Here is a 19853-nt window from a genome sequence, read left to right as displayed (position 1 = left end):
TCCGACGATGGTGTTGCGATCGGAAAATCTCTCTTGCGGAGCCATCAGCTTAGCTCCTTGACCGGTCTAAATGCCAGAAAACCGGGGAAGCGGACCGCTGCATCAGCGGTCCGCTGCCGCAGCATTCATCATTCTTTCACGGCACCGGTCATGGACGAAACGTAGTAGTCGACGAAGAAAGAGTAGAGGATGACGACCGGCAATGAACCGAATAGAGCGCCGGCCATGAGCGAACCCCACTCGAAGACGTCGCCGCGCACCAACTCCGTCAGAACACCGACCGGGATGGTTTTGTTTTCCGACGATTGAATGAACGTGAGCGCGTAGATGAACTCGTTCCAGGAAAGCGTAAACGCGAAGATGCCGGCCGAGATCAGCCCCGGCACCGCCAGCGGGAGGATAATTTTGACAAGGATCTGCCAACGGCTGGCACCGTCGACCAGCGCGCTTTCTTCCAGTTCGAAGGGTATCGACCTGAAATAGCCCATCAACAGCCAGGTGCAGAACGGGATAAGGAACGTTGGGTAAGTGAAGATGAGAGCCAGCCTGGAATCGTAGATCCCGAGCTTGAAGACAATGAAGGCCAACGGAATGAAAAGGATCGAAGGCGGGACGAGGTAAGCCAGGAAGATCAGCAAGCCGATCGATCGCGAGCCGGTAAAGCGCACACGCTCGATTGCATAGGCGCCAAAGATTGAGGCCAGCAACGACAGCGCAGTCGATCCCACCGCCACCAGTATCGTGTTCCAGAGCCAGCCTGGATACGACGTTTCGAAGAATAGGTACTTGATGTGATCGAGTGTCGGCTCGACCACCCAGAAGGGGCTGTAGTTATTGTAGTCGGTCAACTGTGCGTTCGGCTTGATGGCCGTTATCGCCATCCAATAGAAGGGAAACAGAAGCACGAAGACGAAGACCGCCATCGGCAAATAAAGCATGACGATGCGCCGAGGCAGGCGGTTGAGATAGCCCATGCCTTCGACATTATCGGTGAGTACCGGATTGGCGGTGTTGGCTTTGGTGTTCATGAGGTTCTCCCGATCTCAGTCCTGTCCGCCTTGCTGCCATTTGCGGCGCTGCAGACCGAAGAAGCTGAACATGATGGCGGCAAGCAGGAAGGGGATCATTGCAACCGCGATTGCCGCCCCTTCGCCGAGCTGCCCTCCAGGGATACCGCGCTGAAAGGAAAGCGTCGCCATCAGATGCGTCGCGTTGACCGGTCCGCCCTTGGTCAGCACATAGATCAACTGGAAATCCGTGAACGTGAACAGCACGGAGAACGTCATCACCACGGCGATGATCGGGGTCAACATCGGCAACGTTACATATCGGAAACGCTGCCAACTCGTGGCGCCATCAAGGGATGCCGCTTCTTGCAGCGAAGCGGGAATGGTCTGCAGACCGGCAAGCAGGGAAATCGCCACGAAGGGAATGCCGCGCCAGACATTGGCGATGATCACCGAGATCCGCGCATTGGTCGGATCGCCGAGGAAATTGATCGGGCCATGGATCAGGCCAATTTTCATCAGGGACCATGAGATGATGGAAAACTGGGAATCATAAATCCACCAGAATGCCAATCCCGACAGCACCGTCGGAACGACCCAGGGGAGAAGCACGATCGCCCGGAAGAACGACTTGAACGGCAAATGCTGATTGAGAAGCAGCGCCAGCCAGAGGCCGAGCACGAATTTCAGGACGGAGGCAACGAAGGTGTAGAGCAACGTATTGAAGACCGTCAGCCAGAAAACCGAGTCATGGGCCAGGAATTGATAATTCTCCAATCCGATGAAACTCCCGGCACGCCCGATCCGCGTGTCCGTGAAGCCGAGCCAGACGCCGAGCCCCAGCGGATAGGTGAGAAAACAAACCAGAAAGATGGCCGCCGGCAACATGAAGAGGAAGCCGAGCATATTGTTGTTCTGCATGAGCGATCTGATCGGGCCGCGCGTCGTATCGCCGGATGTCACGGTCGACATGGCATTATCTCCTGATGGACAGTCGCAGCATGCCGGCGCCGGCATGCTGCAGATCTTCGCGGGGGATCAAACCTTGTAGTAACGGTTTGCGCGGCGCTCAGCCTCTTTCATCGCATCCTCCGGCGTCATCTGCCCGGTCACGGCGGCGGCGAACATGTCGACGAGCACGTAATCGGCCATCACGCCGGCCGAAGCATAGCCGAGAGGACCGGCATAGCCGTTCGGGCGCAGCGTTTCCGAGGCGCGGGCATAGGGTGCGTGGACCGGATCGGCGGTCCAGACCGGGTTGTTGGCAAAGGCCTTCAGGGGCTGGCAGCAATAGGCGCTCGATCCTTGAATCCAGGCGTTCATCTGGTCGCCTTCCATCATGAACTTGATATAGGCCTTGGCCGCTTCCGGATATTTGGTATGGCTGAAAAGAACCAGCGAGCTCGTCTGGTGCAGCTCGACGCTTTTGCCGACGGGGCCGACCGGGAAGTTCGTGGTTCTGATGTCGGCGGCGATCTCGGCGAGCTTCGGATCCTTCTTCGCCGCATAATAGACCGATACGCCGTTTGCGATCAGCGATACCTGCCCGGCAAGGAAGGCGCGGTTGTTGTTGATGTCCTGCCAGCTTTCCGTTCCGGGGATGAAGGTCGCATAAAGATCCATCGCATAGTGGATGGCCGCCAGCGTTTCCGGGCTGTTGATGGTCACCTTGCCGCCTTCGTCCACCATCTTGCCGCCATGGCTCCAAAGCAGCCAATGGGCGTAATTGTTGCCGTCGCCGACCGCCTTGCCATGCGGGAAGCCGGCGGGCGTGCCTTTCGCCTTCATGGCCTTGCAAAGCTCAAGGAATCCCGCGGTATCCTTGGGGAATTCGCTGAAGCCGGCAGCCTTTACATGGCTGTCGCGATATACGACGGCATTGCCGATCGCCGTCAGCGGCATGGCGATGAACTTGTCGCCCCGAGTTGCGTAACCGCGCACGCCGTCATACCAGCCGCCGTATTTGTTGCCGAGGTAGTTGCCGAGCTCCGTCAGGTCGACGAGTTTGTCGGGATACTGGTGAGCATCGTCGAACCAGCACATCACCATGTCGGGACCGGAACCGACGTTGGCGGCGACGGCGGCCTTCGGTCGGATGTCTTCCCAGCTTTCCTTGTCGACACGAACCTCGACGCCCGTCGCCTGCGTGAACTTCTTGGTATTGGCAAGCCAGGCATCCTCGTCTCCCTTGACGAACGGCGTCCAACGAAGAAGCCTGAGACTTGCGCCCTTTTCGGGCGTATAGCCGGGTTCGGCTTGGGCAAAAGATGGGCGTATGCCGAGCGGTGCGAGGCCAGCAATGCCGGCCGCAGCCGCGGATGCGGCGAGAAAGTCACGTCTCTTGAATGTCATGATACTCCTCCTTTGAAAACGGGAGCAAATCCCCCCGGCGCCCACCTTCCCGTGTGGTGGACGACGACCATCGCATCCGACCCTGCCGGATAGTCCCGTATCGACGGGTGAGCAGGAAAACTCCTCTTTTTCCTGCTTCCCGCCGAAGCGGTATCACATTGTCAATCTCTGACCGCTTTCGGCGTCGAAGAGATGGACATGCGGCGCATCGATGGAAATGCGCAGCGTATCGCCGGGTCGGGCATTGATCCGTTCCCGGAAGATGCAGTTGACTTCGCTGCCGCCAAACCTGACGGCCATTTGCGTTTCATAGCCGGTCGGCTCGATCACGATGACTTCCGCCGGCAGACCATTGTCGTCGGGCGTAATGTATTCCGGCCGCAGCCCATAGATGAGGTCGCGACCCCTGGCGCCAGCCGGTGGATTTGCGATGGGCAGGACGGTTCCGTCCGACGCGATGAAACGGCCATCGCTCTCCGTATCGAGGCGGCCTTTGATCATGTTCATCGCCGGCGAGCCGATGAAGCCCGCGACGAAAAGATTGGAGGGCTTGTCGTAGAGATCCAGCGGCTTTCCCACCTGCTCGACGACGCCGTCATGCATGACGACGATCTTGTCGGCCATCGTCATGGCCTCGATCTGATCATGCGTGACGTAGACGGTCGTGGTGCCGAGACGTTGATGAAGCTCCTTGATCTCCGCGCGCATGGCGACCCGGAGCTTGGCATCAAGGTTGGAAAGCGGTTCGTCGAAGAGGAAGACCTGCGGATCGCGCACGATCGCCCGGCCCATGGCGACACGCTGGCGCTGGCCGCCGGAAAGCTGGCGGGGATAGCGATCGAGCAGCTTGGTGAGGCCCAGGATGTCCGCGGCCTTTTTGACGCGCTGATCCATGTCGGCTTTCGGGGAGCGTTTAAGCATCAGCGAGAAAGCCATGTTCTGTGCCACCGACATGTGCGGATAAAGCGCATAATTCTGAAACACCATGGCTATGTCGCGGTCGCCGGGCGCCACTCCATTAACGACGCGCTTGCCGATACGGATCTCGCCGGCGGAAATGTTCTCGAGCCCGGCAAGCATTCTCAGCAGCGTGGATTTTCCGCATCCGGACGGCCCGACCAGAATCACGAATTCCCCGTCCGCAATCTCGATGTTCACCCCTTTGATAACCGGGAACGCCCCGAATGATTTCCTGACATCGACAAACTCGACACCTGCCATAAAAGTCCCTCCCAGAACCTTTCACTTCCTTGACTTGCGGTCATCCCTCGTCCGAGGCACTAACCGCTCGGAATGCAGCGACCGATGCCGCGGCCCCCGCCAGTGACGGGCGCGATCCGGGTTCGTTGTGCGGCTTCGGGTTGCTCCATCTCAGTTCTTGTCTCCTTCACGTGCATGTCAGGCAGATCTCCTCATGCTGGTCAGATCAGACCGGATTGCCGCTGGCCAGTTGAACCTTGGTCGTGTCGTAAATGCGTGTCAGATGATGCTCGAACGCCGCAACGACGGCGTCTCGATCATGGCAAGCGAGCGCCTCGAAGATCGCTAGATGATCGCTGTAGCTCGCCTCGATGGCACCTGGCTTGGCCATGGCGTGGCGGCGGTAATTCATCATGTAGGTGTATAAATCGGTGACGAAGGCAGCGAGCAGCGGGTTTCCGCAGGCCCGATAGATGGCCACGTGGAATTCGCGGTCGCAGATCAAGAAACGCATCGCATCGTCGCCCCCGAGACGCTGAGCCTCCAGCAGGGCCTGCAGCTTTGCCAGGGTGATGTCATCGATGCGCTCGGCCGCGTCGCGGACAACCTTGAGTTCGATATGAAGACGTGCAGCATGGACGGATTCCAGATCATAGCCGTCAATTGCATTGGGAGAGGCGATCGTCACGGTAATGTGGCTGAGGTCGACCTTACAGACACGACTGCGGCTGCCATGCGAAACCTCGATGATGCCCTGCGCGGCGAGCGCCTGAATAGCGCCACGCACCGTTTCGCGGCTGACATGAAGAACGTTGGCCAACTCACGCTCGCCCGGTAGCTCGTCGCCCGGCCGCAGCATGTTGGTGGCGATCAGGACCATGAGCTTCTCGGCGATGACGTCACGCGCCGTTCGGCGGGCGAGGCTCCGCGCGATATTCGGTACCTCGGTCAAGATCGGACTTTCGTCCATCGCGCCCCCCGGTCCACTGGTCGGTCCAGCAGATCAGTTAATTAAAGATCGTTGAGGAAATCCGTCAAGACAAATTCGTTGCCGCAACCGACGATACGAAGCCCGAGGCCTTGCTTCCACAATCTGCCCGGACGTTGGAATGAGCCTGAGCAGTTGTCTAGGTGTGTAGTCCCGAGCGGGATGGGACGACAAATCCGCATTGGATCGCGCCGGCATCTACCTCTTTAGGATTATCGATGCTCCATGAGTAGTATATTTGGTGGTATTTTCATGAGAAAAATATCGCATTAGTTGCAATCCATCAAGCGACGATTCGCGATTCAGACATTGGGCAGCCCCGGCTGTCGTATATGCCTTCCTTTTGTGCGCTCGCTTGGATTTCCGCCGAAACGACTATGATCGCCGCCTTTACAGCAAGATAGAAGAAAATTCTGATCTCGTTTTCAGGACCGTTTCCAAAGTCTTCTGACCAATTGCTGAGCATTTTCTGATCATCGCCTTAGCACAATTTTAATGATGTTGCAGCGCACAACAAACCATGCAACGATCCAGACATTCTTTCGGGAGGAAGAATATAGGCAGCTTCATCAAAGGATCTGTAGCTATGTTTTCCTTTCCGAAAAGCAAAGACAGTCGAAACAATGGCGCTTCTGTTAAGTTGGCATCCTATGCTGTACTTGGCGTCATCGGAACAGTATTTGTCTCGTCTGCATTTCCGCCCTTCTTCACCTTGACATCGAGCCGCGCTGTCATAAACGCGCCACTTGTGCCGTTGACGACGCCGATCAGCGGCAAAGTCATGTCGCTTGGCTCCGCTGACCAGATCACCGTGGAAAATGATCGGGTCGACAATTCCACCTTGATCGGCCTGAAGGTCCAGCTCGTGGCACTGCACGACGAGCTGGCGCAGAAGAACGGCATCGTCGCGGACTATGCACAGCGCATCAAGGATTTCGAAAACGACCTGGCGGGCCAGCAAGAAGCGCTGCTGGCCCGAACGAATGCCGATCTCAAGGCGGCGGAGGCCGCTTTGGAGATGGTGACCTATTCGTCCCGCATCGCAAAGGCGGAAGCGGCGCGCAAGCTCAGACTTATGGCTCGGGGAATAGCCGCAGGCACCCAGGACGAGGTTGCCGACACCGTCCGCCTGGAAGATGCAAAGCTCGAAGCGGCCGGGCTCTCGGTCGCCAAGCTTGTGTCGGAAGCCGATTTCGCGCGCCAAGGCATCTATGTGGGTTCCGACCAGCAGTCGCTGCAGAACCTTCAGCAGGAGATCCGCACTCGCAAGGCCGATTTGCTGCAGATCAAGATGCAGATCGCCACGATGCGCTCGAAGGAGGCCGAGTTAGGCTCACTGGTGGCGACGGAGGGCGAACGGGTTCAGAGGTTGGCCCGCGCCGATCTCCGCATCCCGCAGACGAGCCAGCTCTACAAGCCGATAGCCGCATCGGGGCGTGAGGTCACTGCCGGCGACACGCTGGCCGAGATGCTCGACTGCCGTGATACTTTCGTGGTGGCGATTTTCTCTGAACGGCAAGCCCAGGCGCTTTCCGTCGGTTCGAAGGTTCAAGTCAGCGCCGACGGCTGGGCGCGCGTGGCGGACGGGACAGTCATGCGGCTGGTTCCCCGCACGACGGACAGGGTCGACCTGGATTATGCCGTGCCGTTCCCGCCGACGGAGCGCCGCGAACTATATGCCTACATCCGGTTGACCGAACCGGGTCAGGACGTGTTTCGCCAAAGCCAATTCTGTTCCGTCGGAACATGGGTCGATGTGACCATACCCCAGGAATGGCTGCAGAAGACGCAGGAATATGTGCGCGAGGCATCGATATCCCTTATCGGCATCGCTCAGGCATCGGCAGCGCAGTGGCCTGCCCCCGAAACGGAGCTGAACGGCCTTGTGCGGCGATCCGCCGTGCGGCTCGGCCTGGCGAAAGGTACCGGTCGCGACATGAAAGGCCCTCGGGACATCTCGGCCCCCGAAAAGATGCCGGCTGTCCAGCCGTCCCGAACCGGTGCACACGCCGCCGATCTGCTGAACGTGAGGATGGGCATTCCGGCGAAAAGCTGATGCGGGCAATCGCGCGCAATGGGAAGCATTAGCTTACCAATTGGCGGGTCGTAGCCGTCCCGGTCTTGCCCAATGAGCCGCCATGCGCTGTCGAAAAGACGCGAAGGCTGATCATCTCGTCAAAGTAGCGAAGGAAGGGATCATGTTCTTCAGTTCCAACGACGACATCTTCAGTGTGCTGACCTTCGACCTTCTCATCGCGATCTGCGCGCTCTTGTTCGCGAAGCTCGGCGATCCGAAGCGGATGTTCGAGCGGGCCGCCTTCAGCCTGCTCATGCTTTTGTCGCTCGGCCTCTACATTTCATGGCGCGCGCTCGACACGCTGCCGCCCTTCGAGCTTTCGGCGGAGACGATCTGGAACTACATCTATTTCTTCTTCGAAGCCGTGTCAGTCCTTTATGCCATGGGCTCGGTGCTGATTTTGCTGCGCAGGACGGATTGGGCTGAGCAGGCCGATCGCAGCGAGCTGGAGCTGACGGCGGCAGCAAATCCCCCTACCGTCGATGTGTTCATTTGCACGTACAATGAGCCGCTGAATATCCTGGAAAAATCCGTCATCGCCGCTAAGGCGATGGACTATCGCCGGCTTCGGGTCTTTGTCTGCGACGACACGCGCCGGCCGGAGGTTAGCCAGTATTGTGAACGCGTCGGCGTCAACTACCTGACCCGCCCGGATAACAAACACGCCAAGGCCGGCAACCTCGACAACGCGCTGCGTCACACGAACATGCTTGCCGACGTCTCCGATTTCATCATGGTTCTGGACGCCGATTTCGCTCCTCAGGCGAATTTCCTCAATCGCGTCGTCGGCCTCTTTGAGGATGACAAAGTCGCTGTTGTCCAGACACCGCAATTTTACTTCAACAGCGATCCCATTCAGCACAATCTTGGCATCCGCCACTCTTTCGTCGATGACCAAAGGGTCTTTTTCGACACATTCCAACCGGCAAAGGACGCGGCCGGATGCGCATTCTGCGTCGGAACCAGCTTCGTCGTCCGTCGTGCGGCGGTCAATGAAATCGGCGGCTTTCCTCATGAAGCGCTGTCGGAAGACATGCTGCTGACCTATCGCTTGATGGAGCGAGGTTATGTGACCCGCTGGCTCAATGAGAAGCTGAGCGTCGGGCTATCAGCCGAAGGCATTCCCGAATACATCACGCAAAGGACCCGCTGGTGTCTCGGCACCATCCAGATCGGCCTCTTGCGCGATGGACCGCTCTGGCGCGGCAATTTCACGCTCACCCAGCGGCTTCACTACTTGCACGGCCTGTTTTGCTGGCTGTCCAAGCCGTTCATTCTCTGCCTCCTGCTGGCGCCCTCCATCTATTGGCTGACCGGCATACCCGCGCTGCAGGCCGATGAGCTGCTCTTCATGAAATATGGCCTCAGCTCGCTTTTCCTGTTCTGGGCCTATTCGACGTGGATCTCGGAAAGGCGCACGCTGCCGCTCTTCACCGAGGTCACCCACGCGCTGACGGCCGTGCCGATCACGATTACCCTTCTCCAGGCGATCCGCAAGCCGTTCGGCCGCCCCTTCAAGGTGACGGAAAAGGGCGGCGACAGGTCGGCGATCCGGGTCCACCGGCCGACAGCGCTGTTCTTCGGCTTCGTCGCGGCGATGTCGGGGCTCTCCGTCATCCGGGTGGTTTACGGCTGGGATGCGCCCGTCGAATTTTCGGGGCGCGAGTGCCTCAACCTGGTCTGGTCCGCAGTTGCGATGGTGATCGCTTTCACCAGCCTGCTTTGCTGCATCGAATTGCCACGCCTTGGCCGGGAAGAACCCATCGAGATCAGTCTCGATGCAAAACACAAGGCAGGCGGCACGGTTGCCGATGTGACGATAACAGCCCTGTCCACGGAAGGCGTCGCCATTGCGCGATTGACCCCCGTGGGTTCTCAGGACGAGGCCTTGTTCATCCCCGAAGTGGGCTGGGTTTCGGCAGGCGCCGGTGCCACGCCATCTGCCACACCGTTTGCACTATTCCCGACGTCGGAGCAACATGATGCGATCTTGCGGCTGCTGTTTAGAACCGCGCCCGGCAACGTGGCCGAAAAGGGCGATCTTGGCAAATCGATGCGGATGCTCATATCGCGTGCTTTGTCCTGATGAACAGAAGGGGCTGAAATGCATCTTTTGCGCAGCGTCCCAAAGAAGGCCATGGTCGATCTGTTCGGGACCTTCGTGGCCGTAGTCGTGACGATCGCTTTCTTGGCCGGCCGCGCTGCGGCAGAAAGCGGAGGGCGCGAAGCACAGCTCGCCTCAAGGCTCTGCGATGGGCTGATCTCTCATATGAGCGGCGATCCGGCGCAACCCTTCATCTTCCGAAGCTTCGAGCCGGCGAATGGCGGTTCACGGCTGCATCCCACACTTGAAAATACCGGATTCACCTACGACAACGCCCTTGCGGCGATAGCGCTCTATGCCTGCGGCCGAAAGGCCGAAGCCGGTCGCGTTGCCGACGCGCTCCTGCTCGCGCTGAACACGGATCGATATTATCACGACGGACGGTTGCGCAATGGCTACCGCTCTGGCCCTGCTGTACCCGGCAAGGAGGGCATGTTGCTGCCCGGCTATTGGAATGCGACAGCCAATTCTTGGGAGGAAGATGAATACCAGGTGGGCACTGCGTCAGGCAGCGCAGCTTGGGCAGCGCTCGCGCTGCTTGCAGCCTACGAGCAGACGGGCCGTCCCGCTTATTTCGACGCTGCCGGCAAAATTATGGAGTGGATCCATACGGCCGCGGCAGACCCACATAATCCCGGCTATTTCGGCGGCTTTTTTGGGCACGAACCCGCACCCGATCGCGTGACTTGGAAGTCCACGGAGCACAATCTCGATGTTTATGCCGCCGATGCCTGGCTCGCGCGTCTCGACCCCCAGGGCGACTGGAAGCATCTCGGTGAGCATGCACGCCGGTTTCTGGACGCCATGTGGGACGAGAAGGAGGGACGCTTTTTTATCGGCAGCATGCCTGGTGGCAATGCGCCGAATACGAACATGTCGGGTCTGGACGCGGAACTATGGCCGCTCATTGCCGTGCCGGCCTATGCGGCCAGGGCCGGACGCGTTCTGAAATGGACGGAGCGCCACCATGGTGTCGAGGGCGGCTTCGACTTCAATGACGATCGCGACGGCATCTGGCTCGAAGGCACTGCCCAGGCCGCGCTGGTGTTTCGTCTTTTTGGCCGAGCGGCCGAGGCCGAGCCGCTGCTCGCCACGATCTCTGCGCAAGTGGCACCGGACGGCCTCGTTTACGCGACGGTGAAGGACGAGCTTTCGACCGGGCTGCAGGTCGGACCCAATTCCGCAGCCGGCGATTTCAGGTACTTTCGTCTGCCGCACATCGCAGCGACGGCATGGGCCGTGCTCGCCGCTCTTGGCCGCAATCCCTTCATCGGCATGGCCGATCAGCGGGCCAACCGGTGAGCAATACGGGTGTTGCCGTCGTACCGGAACCCGTCCTATCTCTACACTTTCATCATGATCGCCGGCATCTGGTAGACGCTGCCCTCGACGAGAAGTGCCCAAATTGTTCGAGCGCCTGCCCTGACGAGCGTCCATCACGAGAACGTATCTCCGCGATATTGGGCAGAACCGTAGACTATATGCGAGCCCTCGCCGCCATCAGGGCGCGACGTTGGTCGCCATGGGCCATGTGGCAAGTGCCTGTTCCGCAACAGCTTCCAGCATCTCGCGACTGAAGCCCGCCTTGGCTTGCACTGCCATCCCGTGAGTTACGGCCATCACAAATGCCGCCAAGGCGTGCGGTTTCGCCGTCTCTGGCAAATCACCGTCGACCTTCGCTTTCTCGAAACGTTCCCCAATCTGCATCTGGGCGGCAGCGCGAAAATCGATCAAAACCTGACGAATAGCTTCGGATTCATCCGACCCCGCCACCGCCCCGTTGACACCGAGGCATCCCGTATGGGTCGGGAACCGCGTGTTGAGATCGGCCGCGTTATACAGGATGTGGGCGGCAACCCTGCGCGACGTGGGAAGCTGAAGTGCCTCTGGAATGTACCCCAGATATCGCTCGGTATAGCGATCCAGAGCTTTCCGGAACAACGCTTCCTTGTTGCCAAATGCGGAATACAAGGCGGGGCGCTCGACGCCAGCGGCCTCGGTCAGGTCAGCATAGGAAGCACCTTCGTAACCTTTGCGCCAGAACACACATAAGGCGCTGTCGAGCACTTTCTCGACGTCAAATTCCCGATGGCGTCCCATCAGCATACTCCAAGAATTTTCATAACGGCCATTATTAAACCGGTTGACAACTCATGTCCACATTCAATAACGATTGTTACGTTAACGCTCGTTACGGAAAAATCCAACTTGCCAATTCAGGCCGAAGAGATCGGTTTTCATTCAAAGGGAAATTCATGTCGAAGATGCTCAAAGGAAAAGTGGCCCTCGTAACGGGAGGCTCGCGCGGACTTGGCGCCGCCACGGCCGAGGCCCTCGCCGAACATGGCGCTGACGTCGCGATCAGCTATGCGGTCTCAGCGGAAAAGGCCGACGCTGTCGTCCAGAAACTCAAAGAAAAAGGTGTTCGTGCCATCGCGATCAAGAGCGATCAGGCTGACCTGACCTCCGCCAAGCCTCTGATCGACAGAGTACTTGCGGAGTTCGGCAGGCTCGACATCCTCGTCAATAATGCCGGCATCGCGATCCAGGGTCAGACAGTGGACGATCCTGAACTCGATGGAGACAAGTATAACCGTCAGTGGCAGGTCAACGTGATGGGGACGATCGCCAATACGCGAGCGGCCGCGCCCAAGCTGACCGATGGCGGTCGCATCATCTTTATCGGATCGCTCCTTGGATCATATGTTCCGTTCGCGGGTGTCGCCGACTACGCCGGCACGAAATGGGCGCTCGCCGGATATGCCAAGGGCATCGCCCGCGACCTCGGTCCGCGCAATATCACCGTGAACATCGTGCAGCCCGGCATCATGCCCACGGACATGGCCTCCGACGTGGCGGGCGAGCTTCCGGATCGCGATGCGATCCTCGACATGCATCCGATCCGGCGCATCGCAACATTGGAAGAAGTGGCTGAGACCATCTGCTTTCTGGCTGGACCTCACGCCGGCTACATCAACGGCGAGGCTCTGAACATCGCAGGCGGGCTTGCCATCTGACGCGTCACGGCTCGACCCCTCTCAACAATTAAGGAACTTAAAATGACCAAGACATTTGGCGCGAAGTCAACCGCTGACGAGGTGCTTGCGGGCATCGATCTCAAGGGAAAGCGCTTTCTCATAACGGGTGTATCATCTGGCATTGGGCTGGAGACCGCCCGCTCACTGGCGTCACACGGGGCAAGCGTGGTCGGCGCTGCCAGGGACTTCGCTAAAGCGAATATGGCAACGGAGTCCGTCCGTAACGCCGTCCGGCAAGCAGGCGGCACCTTTGAACTGGTGGAACTTGATCTGGCGTCGTTGAAGAGCGTCGGAGCCGCTGCGAAGGGCTTGCTCGCCGACGGAAGACACTTCGACGCCATCATCGCCAACGCCGGCGTCATGGCAACGCCCTTCGGCCGGACGGTCGATGGATTCGAAACCCAGTTCGGCACCAACCATTTGGGCCATTTCGCCCTCATTCATCTGATCGAGCCCTTGCTTGCCGACAATGGACGGCTGGTGGTGTTGTCGTCTCAGGCGCATCGCGTCGCCGACGTCGATCTCGATGATCCCAACTTCGATGGCCAAGACTACCACCCATTCGTCGCCTATGGACGATCGAAGACTGCCAACTCGCTCTTTGCCGTCGAATTCGACCGTCGTCACCGGAATCGTGGCGTCCGCGCAGCCTCTGTCATGCCTGGAAATAGTCTCACCGACCTGCCGCGGCATTTTACTGCGGAGGAATTGCAGGGACTGTTCAAGACCGTCGGCGATGCTCGCGCTGAAGCGGGCCTCCCGCCGGCCGAATTGAAGGAAATCCCACAGGCCGCCGCGACCTCGGTCTGGGCCGCGGTGGTAACAGACAAGGATGAAATCGGCGGCAAGTATCTGGAAGATTGTACCATCGCGCCTGTCAATGATACCGCTAGCCCGTTTGCCGATGGCGTGAGGTCGTATGCGCTGGATGTTGAGAAGGCCGAGCAACTTTGGGCTAAAAGTGAGCAGCTCGTAGACGGTGCCTGAAGCCGGAGTGTTGGGTGATGTCGCCTGCGCGGTCAAGGGTCCAACACCCGGCATGGTCTGAAGCCTGCGCGTGGCTCCGCTTCGCCAAGACAGCTCCGCGAGCTTCCTGGCCTTCATCCGATTTTCGTCGCCGGGCGCCGCCCGTGTTCCTCGTCGTAGTACATCGGAGCAATCTGTCGCGCCGCGTCCGCGCATTCATGAAATGGATCGAAGATGTGCTGGCGCGGCATCTGGAATAGGTAGCAGCAGGATCTATTCAGCCGCCACCACATGCCGGCTCCTCAGCACTGCAAGTGAGAGGAAGAGCACAACACCCGAACAGATAGCGATGATGATCACCATCGGTCGCGCCGTACCGTCCATAAACATACCGCCGATGCCGACCACCAGCGCGGATGTCATGAACTGGAGCGTCCCCATCATAGCCGAGGCCGTGCCGGCGATGCGCCCATGGTGTTCCAGCGCCAGGACTGCCGCATTCGGCACGATCATGCCAAGGAAAGCGTAGCCCGCAAACAGGAACGCCGCCATGATGTCGAGGCGGTCAACGCCAAACGCCATGACGACGGCCAGCGTCACCATCGTCAGCGCATAACCGGCAACTGCACCGCGAATGACCTTGCGCAGGCCGATACGGCGAGCAAGCCAGCCGTTCAACTGCGACATGCCGATGAACCCGACGGCATTCACGGAAAAGACCACGCTGTAGAAGGTCGGTGAGAGCCTGTAATGGCCGATCAGTATGAAGGAAGAGTTGGCGACATAGATCATGTAGCTGGACATGCCGAACGAGGCCATCAGCACCAGTCCGAGATAGTAGGGGTCCTTGAGAACCGTTCCATAGCTTTTCAGTGCCCCGCCGAAACTGCTTTCGCTACGAGCCGTCACCGGACGCGTCTCCTCAAGGAAAAAGCGGCCTGCAACGAGGCCGACGACGCCGGCGAGTACCATGACCCAAAAGATCAGCCGCCAGTCCCCGAACACCGTCACCATGCTGCCCGCGAGCGGCGCCAGGATGGGTGAGATGCTGAAAACAAGCATAAGCCGCGACATCAACTGCGCGGCCGCCGCCCCCGTATGCAGGTCACGGACGATGGCGCGGGCAATCACCACGCCGGCACAGGCACCGGTGCCCTGGATGAAACGGAACGCGACCAGCCAGCCGATATCGCTGGACAGCGCGCAGCCGATCGCGCCGAGGATGTAGAGGACCAGGCCAACATACAATGGCCGCTTGCGCCCAAACATGTCCGACAGCGGGCCGTAGACGATCTGCGACACAGCCATGGCGGCGAAGAAGGAGATCAGGCTTGCCTGAACAGCATGGCTGTCAGCACGAAGATCCAGGCTGATCGTCGGCAACGCGGGTAGATACATGTCGAGGGCAAAGAGACCGACGGCTGAAAGGAGGCCGAGAACAACGGCATGGCGGGAACTGTCACCGGCTCGGGGGGATGAAACGGAAGCCTTGATCTGCATGGAAACATACCTTTCCGGCACACCATTCCCCGGACACAGCAAAGGTCTCATACAAAAAGCATGTGACGGGAATTGAGTGGACGATTATAGATGGGACTAAGGAAGGACGGAGATGGTTCCAACGCATCATCCGTCAATTATGTAAAATATTTTGGACAGCATTGTCCATTTTGTCAAGTCCTGTATGGTGGTGTCATGAAAACTTCGCCCGCAACGGTTTCTTCCGAGACAGATAGTTGGCCGCCCGCCACCAGCAAACGTCAGGCAATCCTCAACGCGGCCGCTGATGTCTTTGCCAACGACGGGTTTGCGGCAGCAAGCATCGATGCCATCGCCGCAAGAGCCGGGGTGTCACGCCAGACGGTGTACAACCAACTCGGGGACAAGGATAACCTCTTCAAGGTTGTGGTTGCAGAGATCACCGAGAAGTCGAGTGCCGGCTTCTTCCGGGTGCTGGATACTTTCCCGGTGGCGCCCGTCGATCTGGAAAGGGAAATGAGCGAATTTTCAGCACTTCTTCTGCGTAAGGCGGTCTGCGATCCGAATGGCCGCTGGTTGCGCAAGCTCGTCGAGACCGAAGGCGACAGATTTCCTGAACTGTTCGAGACCTGGAAGGAATACGGACCGGGCAAGAAATACCCTGCGATCGCAGCCCGTCTGGCGCAACTCGCTTTGGCTGGCTATCTCGACATTGACGATCCGGCGCTTGCTGCCCGCCAATACATGGCGCTGCTCGCAACAGATCTCAGGATCAACCTGCAGACTGGCCGTCCAACTCCAGACGAGGAGATCGACCGCATGGCAAGAGACGCAACCAAAACCTTCCTGCGCGCGTTTCAGAAGCGCTGACAGCATTGCGAAGAACACGGGAGCCGTGGAAACAATTCGCTGGTCCGATCACCTGGAGGCGCTGCACGAAGACTGCATCGATGAAATGCTCGCCGCAAAAGTCGCCTGATTATGAGCGGCTATGAATGCACCTGCGTGGATACGGATGAAATTCACGATGTGGCCCGCCGCCCGCATTTTAGACGCTGCTGATGTTCGATTGCCAAAGGCGGCAAATCAGTTCACTTTCGGAGCATGTTCGATATCGCACGACCCTTCGTGACCGAAGACGATCCCGACAGGCACATCCGCTGCCAGGACGCGATTCAGGCGGCGTTTCGGGATTTAATCGGTGCTGCGATCGAGGCCGGATGGTCGGAGCGCGAGATATTATTGGCAATCGCTGACCTGGTGGACAATCAGCTGCTCTCGCTTGAGGCCAACGGAAACACGGAGATCCTGCTCGCGCTATTGAAGCGGATGACCTAGACCTCCTGCCGAGGCCAGCATACGACGAGCTTCCCAGGCACTGAAGGCTTCAAACATCTTTTTCTTGAAGATGGTTTTTGGCGCTCCTAAATCACCTCCACTCAACGCCATGAAAGGCGATACGCGGTGGACAGCGGCCTGGTTAGAGGTGTCCGGACGGGTTACGCAGCATATCCAGGAAAGCCCCAAACACCGGCCGCATCTGCTGGCGCGAGGGATAGTAGAGAAAGAAGCCGGGGAACGGCGCCGTCCACTCATCACAACCGTGGAAGCGGAAAAACCTCCGATGCGCCTCGTCATCGGTGGCGATGCGCTGGATTTGATCCGCAAGAAGATCACCAGCTTCCAGCAGGAATTGGACGCTTGGGAAGACGTAACCCGCAGCACGAATAGGGCGCTTGATAACACGGGGTGAACGGGGTGCGTCAGGCGTTAGCGATAGCGCCTCCCCTGCGCTTTTGACCAGCCGCTCCGTACCGAACCGCCTCGCTCCAGCGGCCAGTAGGCTCTGCGAACGGGCATGAAGTGGGGCGAACGTTTCAGTGTGCGATGCCCGGTGTCTCGCGAGCCCTCACGATGGCGTCCGCTTCCTTGCCGTATAGCTCCTCGAAATGATCGAAGGTCTTGGAAAAATAACCAATGCCCTGCGTCGCCGAGCGCAGCGCCCGCGCGAGATCGTCAAGTGCGCCGCCCGGAACGAGCGCCCGGAAGATGTCCCATCCCTTGGCGGTTTCATCCCGGTCGAAGCCGAGAACCTGGCCGTTGAGTGCGGAGACGATCTGGACGAGGCTGCCCGAATAGACCGACGGAATGTGAATCTCGCTGCGGAAGACCGGCTGCATCAAGACGGTCGATCCTTCGGAAAGCGCCTGACGCACCCCCATTTTCGACGCAGTCCGGAAGGCGTGTTCCGAACTGTCGACGGTATGGTGCTGACCATCTGACAGCGTTACGCCGACATCGATGACCTCGAAGCCTAGCGGTCCTTTCTCCATCGCTTCGCGCGCGCCCGCTTCGACGGCGGGGATGTAATTGCGCGGAACGGCGCCGCCCTTGACGGTTTCGCCAAAGGTGAAGCCCTGACCGCGCTCGTTAGGGTGAATGCTCAGCTTCACATCCGCGAATTGCCCGGCACCGCCGGTTTGTTTGCGATGGCGGTAATGAACCTCCGATGGTTTCGTGATCGTCTCGCGGTAGATCGGGCTGGGCGTTCGGTCGGTCACGGAGATGTGAAAGACATCGGACAGCGTTCGGCAGAGATCACGCAGATGGACCGGCCCCTGGGCGCGGACGAGTTGAGCGCCCGTGCCTTCCTCCTGCAAGACTTTCAGGCCGCGATCCGTCTCGGCAAGTTTTGCCAGCGTTTCGGAAAGCTTGTTTTCGTCACGCTCGCTGCCCGGAATTAGGATCCTTTCAAGCATCGGCGTGGGTGGTTCCGTCCACTCAGGCGGGGCGACCACCGCGCCGGGTGTCAACAGCGAAGGGACGCGCAGATGGTCGGATTTGACCGTCGCGAAGACATCGCCCGGCGCAGGCAGAACCGCCGAATTGGACCGCCCGTTTGCAAGACTTTGTACGGCGCCGAGGCTGGAGCCGCCCAGTGATGCGCCTTGCCGCAGTCCCTCACCAAATGCGCGCACGAGCACCGTCTTGCCGACATTCTGGCGATAATAGGCATGGAAGCTCACGGCCACCAGCTTGCCTTCATCGACAGTCCCCGCATGAGCGAGACGCTGCCGCAGAACCCCTACCGGCGGCGCCTCGTGGCGCAGCGCCTTCATCAGCCTCTTCATGCCGTTGCCGTGACTTGCAGCACCGATCAGGACCGGGATAATCCTGTTTTCCCTGAGAACCCGTGATGAAATGGCGTAGAGCGCGTCGCTGGGTGGCTCGCGGTCCTCGATCAGTTCCTCGAGAAGCCAGTCATCGAATTCGGACAGATGTTCCAGAAACTGGGTGCGCGCCTCGTGCTCGCGTTCGGTGGTGCTTTCGGGGATTGCGATCAGCGCCGAAGTCTGGCCTTCCCGGTAGCGCCACGCCCGTTCCGAAATCAGATCACAACTGCCGATGATCCTGTCCCCTTCGCGGATCGGGATCTGGCGAAGCAAAAGAGTGTGGTTGGCGTAGTCTTGAAGCGCGGCGATCACGTCCCTTAGCCGCCCTCTCGGTTCGTCCATCCGGTTGACGAAGAGGATGCAAGGCGTCCCAGAGGCTTCGACTATCCGCAGATAGGGCGCGGCGAGCACAGCCTCCTCGGGTGCCGATGAAACGCACAGTATGCAGGCATCGCTGGCAAGAAGCGCGTGCTGCGCATGCGCCAACGCTTCGTTGGGTCCTGGCGCGTCCAGCGCACACCACGCCTCGTTCCCGAAGGTGAATTCCGTGAGGTTCAATCCATAAGGGGAGCTGGATTTTCTCGGCGCCCCCTCCAGGGAGCCGAGCTTTTCCACGACTGTCGATTTTCCGGTCTGCGAGGGTCCAAGCACGGTAAAGCAGCGCATCGGCCTTCCTCCAACTGCCATAAACACAATTTTCAGCCACCATAGGATGCCCTGAACCGCTGCAAGGCGCCAGAGGCGCTATTTCTTATTGGTCAAAGTTCGACCCCTTAGTCTCTACTAGCACATGATCCCGAACGCGCCGACTTTCGGGGTCATGCGGCAAAACAAAGAGTCAGAGCAGAGCGAATGACTCCATTTCGTTCTGCTCTGGTAAGGACCTGTGCGGTCGGGCAATTTTCCTGCCGCTCTCCACATCCGTCAACCAAGGGAGCAACAAATGTTGCGCTTCGTCAAAACAGCGGTTCTCGCATCAGTGGCAATCGCCTCGACCATCGCCGTTGCACAAGCGGAAACGTCGACACCTAAAGCATATCAGGGCACCTGGGGGCTGAAAGGAAACTGCAGCGATCCCGGCAGCAAGCTCGTCATCCATGCTCATACGATTGCGTTGGGTACAGCGAAGCCTGAAAAATCCGTGTACGATTCCGGTTCGGGGCCAGGCGCACGGGGAGGTCTGAATTTCGATGACGATACGGATGCCAGCGGCTTCGCAATCAATTCGGCCGATGGCACCCTGGCATTCCATCCCGAAGGCTGGGACATGGGCGGTGTTCAGATCTACAAGCGCTGCAACTAGGTCTGCCTGTTCTGGCAATCATCGCTGGTGGCCGCTGTTGGGCGATGTCACCTTAACTTGAATTCGGAAGCACGTTTGACGTTCGGCCTTCAGGATTGATCTCAGGCCACGGCTCCCGCCGCAGCCTTCCACTGTGCGATCGCCTGGATGCGGTGAACGCGGCTTT

At 59.1% G+C, this 19853-nt stretch carries 19 protein-coding genes; 9 read left to right on the top strand and 10 right to left on the bottom strand.

Going from position 1 to position 19853, the window contains the following annotated elements; all coding sequences use genetic code 11:
- Positions 1 to 128 precede the first annotated feature (128 nt).
- The 7 genes from HGP12_RS31450 to HGP12_RS34570 form a co-directional block, all read right to left on the bottom strand.
- Positions 129 to 1028: a carbohydrate ABC transporter permease gene (locus HGP12_RS31450; RefSeq protein WP_168843882.1), complete on the bottom strand. Its 900-nt coding sequence runs from the start codon at positions 1026 to 1028 to the stop codon at positions 129 to 131.
- 15 nt (positions 1029 to 1043) lie between these two features.
- A complete protein-coding gene (locus HGP12_RS31445; protein ID WP_168843883.1) occupies positions 1044 to 1979 on the bottom strand; it encodes a carbohydrate ABC transporter permease in 936 nt (311 codons plus the stop codon).
- A 66-nt stretch (positions 1980 to 2045) separates the two neighbouring features.
- On the bottom strand, positions 2046 to 3359 hold the full coding sequence (locus tag HGP12_RS31440) for an ABC transporter substrate-binding protein (protein ID WP_168843884.1): 1314 nt from the start codon (positions 3357 to 3359) through the stop codon (positions 2046 to 2048).
- Between the two features lie 153 nt (positions 3360 to 3512).
- Positions 3513 to 4580: an ABC transporter ATP-binding protein gene (locus HGP12_RS31435; RefSeq protein ID WP_168843885.1), complete on the bottom strand. Its 1068-nt coding sequence runs from the start codon at positions 4578 to 4580 to the stop codon at positions 3513 to 3515.
- 205 nt (positions 4581 to 4785) lie between these two features.
- Complete coding sequence (locus HGP12_RS31430) at positions 4786 to 5529, bottom strand: FadR/GntR family transcriptional regulator (protein WP_168843886.1); 744 nt, start codon at positions 5527 to 5529, stop codon at positions 4786 to 4788.
- 301 nt (positions 5530 to 5830) lie between these two features.
- Complete coding sequence (locus HGP12_RS31425) at positions 5831 to 6013, bottom strand: hypothetical protein (RefSeq protein WP_168843887.1); 183 nt, start codon at positions 6011 to 6013, stop codon at positions 5831 to 5833.
- A gap of 182 nt (positions 6014 to 6195) precedes the next feature.
- On the bottom strand, positions 6196 to 6330 hold the full coding sequence (locus tag HGP12_RS34570) for a hypothetical protein (protein WP_281408285.1): 135 nt from the start codon (positions 6328 to 6330) through the stop codon (positions 6196 to 6198).
- Here HGP12_RS34570 and HGP12_RS31420 point away from each other — a divergent pair.
- From HGP12_RS31420 to HGP12_RS31410, 3 genes are all read left to right on the top strand, one after another.
- Positions 6329 to 7603, top strand: a complete 1275-nt coding sequence (locus HGP12_RS31420; RefSeq protein WP_246703615.1) for an HlyD family efflux transporter periplasmic adaptor subunit — start codon at positions 6329 to 6331, stop codon at positions 7601 to 7603. The two genes, HGP12_RS34570 and HGP12_RS31420, sit on opposite strands and share 2 nt — an antisense overlap.
- 142 nt (positions 7604 to 7745) lie before the next feature.
- On the top strand, positions 7746 to 9710 hold the full coding sequence (locus tag HGP12_RS31415; RefSeq protein ID WP_168843889.1) for a glycosyltransferase family 2 protein: 1965 nt from the start codon (positions 7746 to 7748) through the stop codon (positions 9708 to 9710).
- Between the two features lie 18 nt (positions 9711 to 9728).
- A complete protein-coding gene (locus HGP12_RS31410) occupies positions 9729 to 11030 on the top strand; it encodes a hypothetical protein (protein WP_246703614.1) in 1302 nt (433 codons plus the stop codon).
- Between the two features lie 198 nt (positions 11031 to 11228).
- Here the strand turns inward: HGP12_RS31410 and HGP12_RS31405 are convergent, their stop codons facing one another.
- Positions 11229 to 11828 carry a TetR/AcrR family transcriptional regulator gene (locus HGP12_RS31405; protein ID WP_168843890.1) on the bottom strand — a complete coding sequence of 200 codons (600 nt, stop codon included), beginning with the start codon at positions 11826 to 11828 and terminating at the stop codon, positions 11229 to 11231.
- Positions 11829 to 11983: 155 nt separating this feature from the next.
- Here HGP12_RS31405 and HGP12_RS31400 point away from each other — a divergent pair, with 155 nt between their 5' ends.
- Together HGP12_RS31400 and HGP12_RS31395 are read left to right on the top strand one after the other, a co-directional pair.
- Complete coding sequence (locus HGP12_RS31400; protein ID WP_168843891.1) at positions 11984 to 12745, top strand: SDR family NAD(P)-dependent oxidoreductase; 762 nt, start codon at positions 11984 to 11986, stop codon at positions 12743 to 12745.
- A gap of 42 nt (positions 12746 to 12787) precedes the next feature.
- Positions 12788 to 13753 (top strand): SDR family NAD(P)-dependent oxidoreductase, encoded by a 966-nt coding sequence (locus tag HGP12_RS31395; protein ID WP_168843892.1) that lies wholly within the window; start codon positions 12788 to 12790, stop codon positions 13751 to 13753.
- Between the two features lie 252 nt (positions 13754 to 14005).
- Here HGP12_RS31395 and HGP12_RS31385 read toward each other — a convergent pair whose 3' ends face one another.
- Positions 14006 to 15232 carry a multidrug effflux MFS transporter gene (locus tag HGP12_RS31385; RefSeq protein WP_168843893.1) on the bottom strand — a complete coding sequence of 409 codons (1227 nt, stop codon included), beginning with the start codon at positions 15230 to 15232 and terminating at the stop codon, positions 14006 to 14008.
- Positions 15233 to 15322: 90 nt separating this feature from the next.
- Between HGP12_RS31385 and HGP12_RS31380 the strand changes: the two genes are divergently transcribed.
- From HGP12_RS31380 to HGP12_RS31370, 3 genes are all read left to right on the top strand, one after another.
- Positions 15323 to 16081 carry a TetR/AcrR family transcriptional regulator gene (locus HGP12_RS31380; RefSeq protein ID WP_246703613.1) on the top strand — a complete coding sequence of 253 codons (759 nt, stop codon included), beginning with the start codon at positions 15323 to 15325 and terminating at the stop codon, positions 16079 to 16081.
- 234 nt (positions 16082 to 16315) lie between these two features.
- Positions 16316 to 16549 carry a hypothetical protein gene (locus HGP12_RS31375; RefSeq protein ID WP_168843894.1) on the top strand — a complete coding sequence of 78 codons (234 nt, stop codon included), beginning with the start codon at positions 16316 to 16318 and terminating at the stop codon, positions 16547 to 16549.
- A gap of 64 nt (positions 16550 to 16613) precedes the next feature.
- Positions 16614 to 16964: a hypothetical protein gene (locus HGP12_RS31370; RefSeq protein ID WP_168880094.1), complete on the top strand. Its 351-nt coding sequence runs from the start codon at positions 16614 to 16616 to the stop codon at positions 16962 to 16964.
- A gap of 124 nt (positions 16965 to 17088) precedes the next feature.
- Here the strand turns inward: HGP12_RS31370 and HGP12_RS31365 are convergent, their stop codons facing one another.
- Positions 17089 to 19050 carry an elongation factor G gene (locus HGP12_RS31365; RefSeq protein WP_168843895.1) on the bottom strand — a complete coding sequence of 654 codons (1962 nt, stop codon included), beginning with the start codon at positions 19048 to 19050 and terminating at the stop codon, positions 17089 to 17091.
- 277 nt (positions 19051 to 19327) lie between these two features.
- Between HGP12_RS31365 and HGP12_RS31360 the strand changes: the two genes are divergently transcribed.
- Positions 19328 to 19687, top strand: coding sequence for a hypothetical protein (locus tag HGP12_RS31360; protein WP_168843896.1), 360 nt, complete (start codon positions 19328 to 19330; stop codon positions 19685 to 19687).
- Positions 19688 to 19853 lie beyond the last annotated feature (166 nt).

The organism is Rhizobium sp. P28RR-XV (genome assembly GCF_012641385.1).
Lineage (GTDB): Bacteria > Pseudomonadota > Alphaproteobacteria > Rhizobiales > Rhizobiaceae > Rhizobium.
Note: the sequence above shows the minus strand (reverse complement) of the source record. Positions and strands in the feature narration are given on the sequence as shown.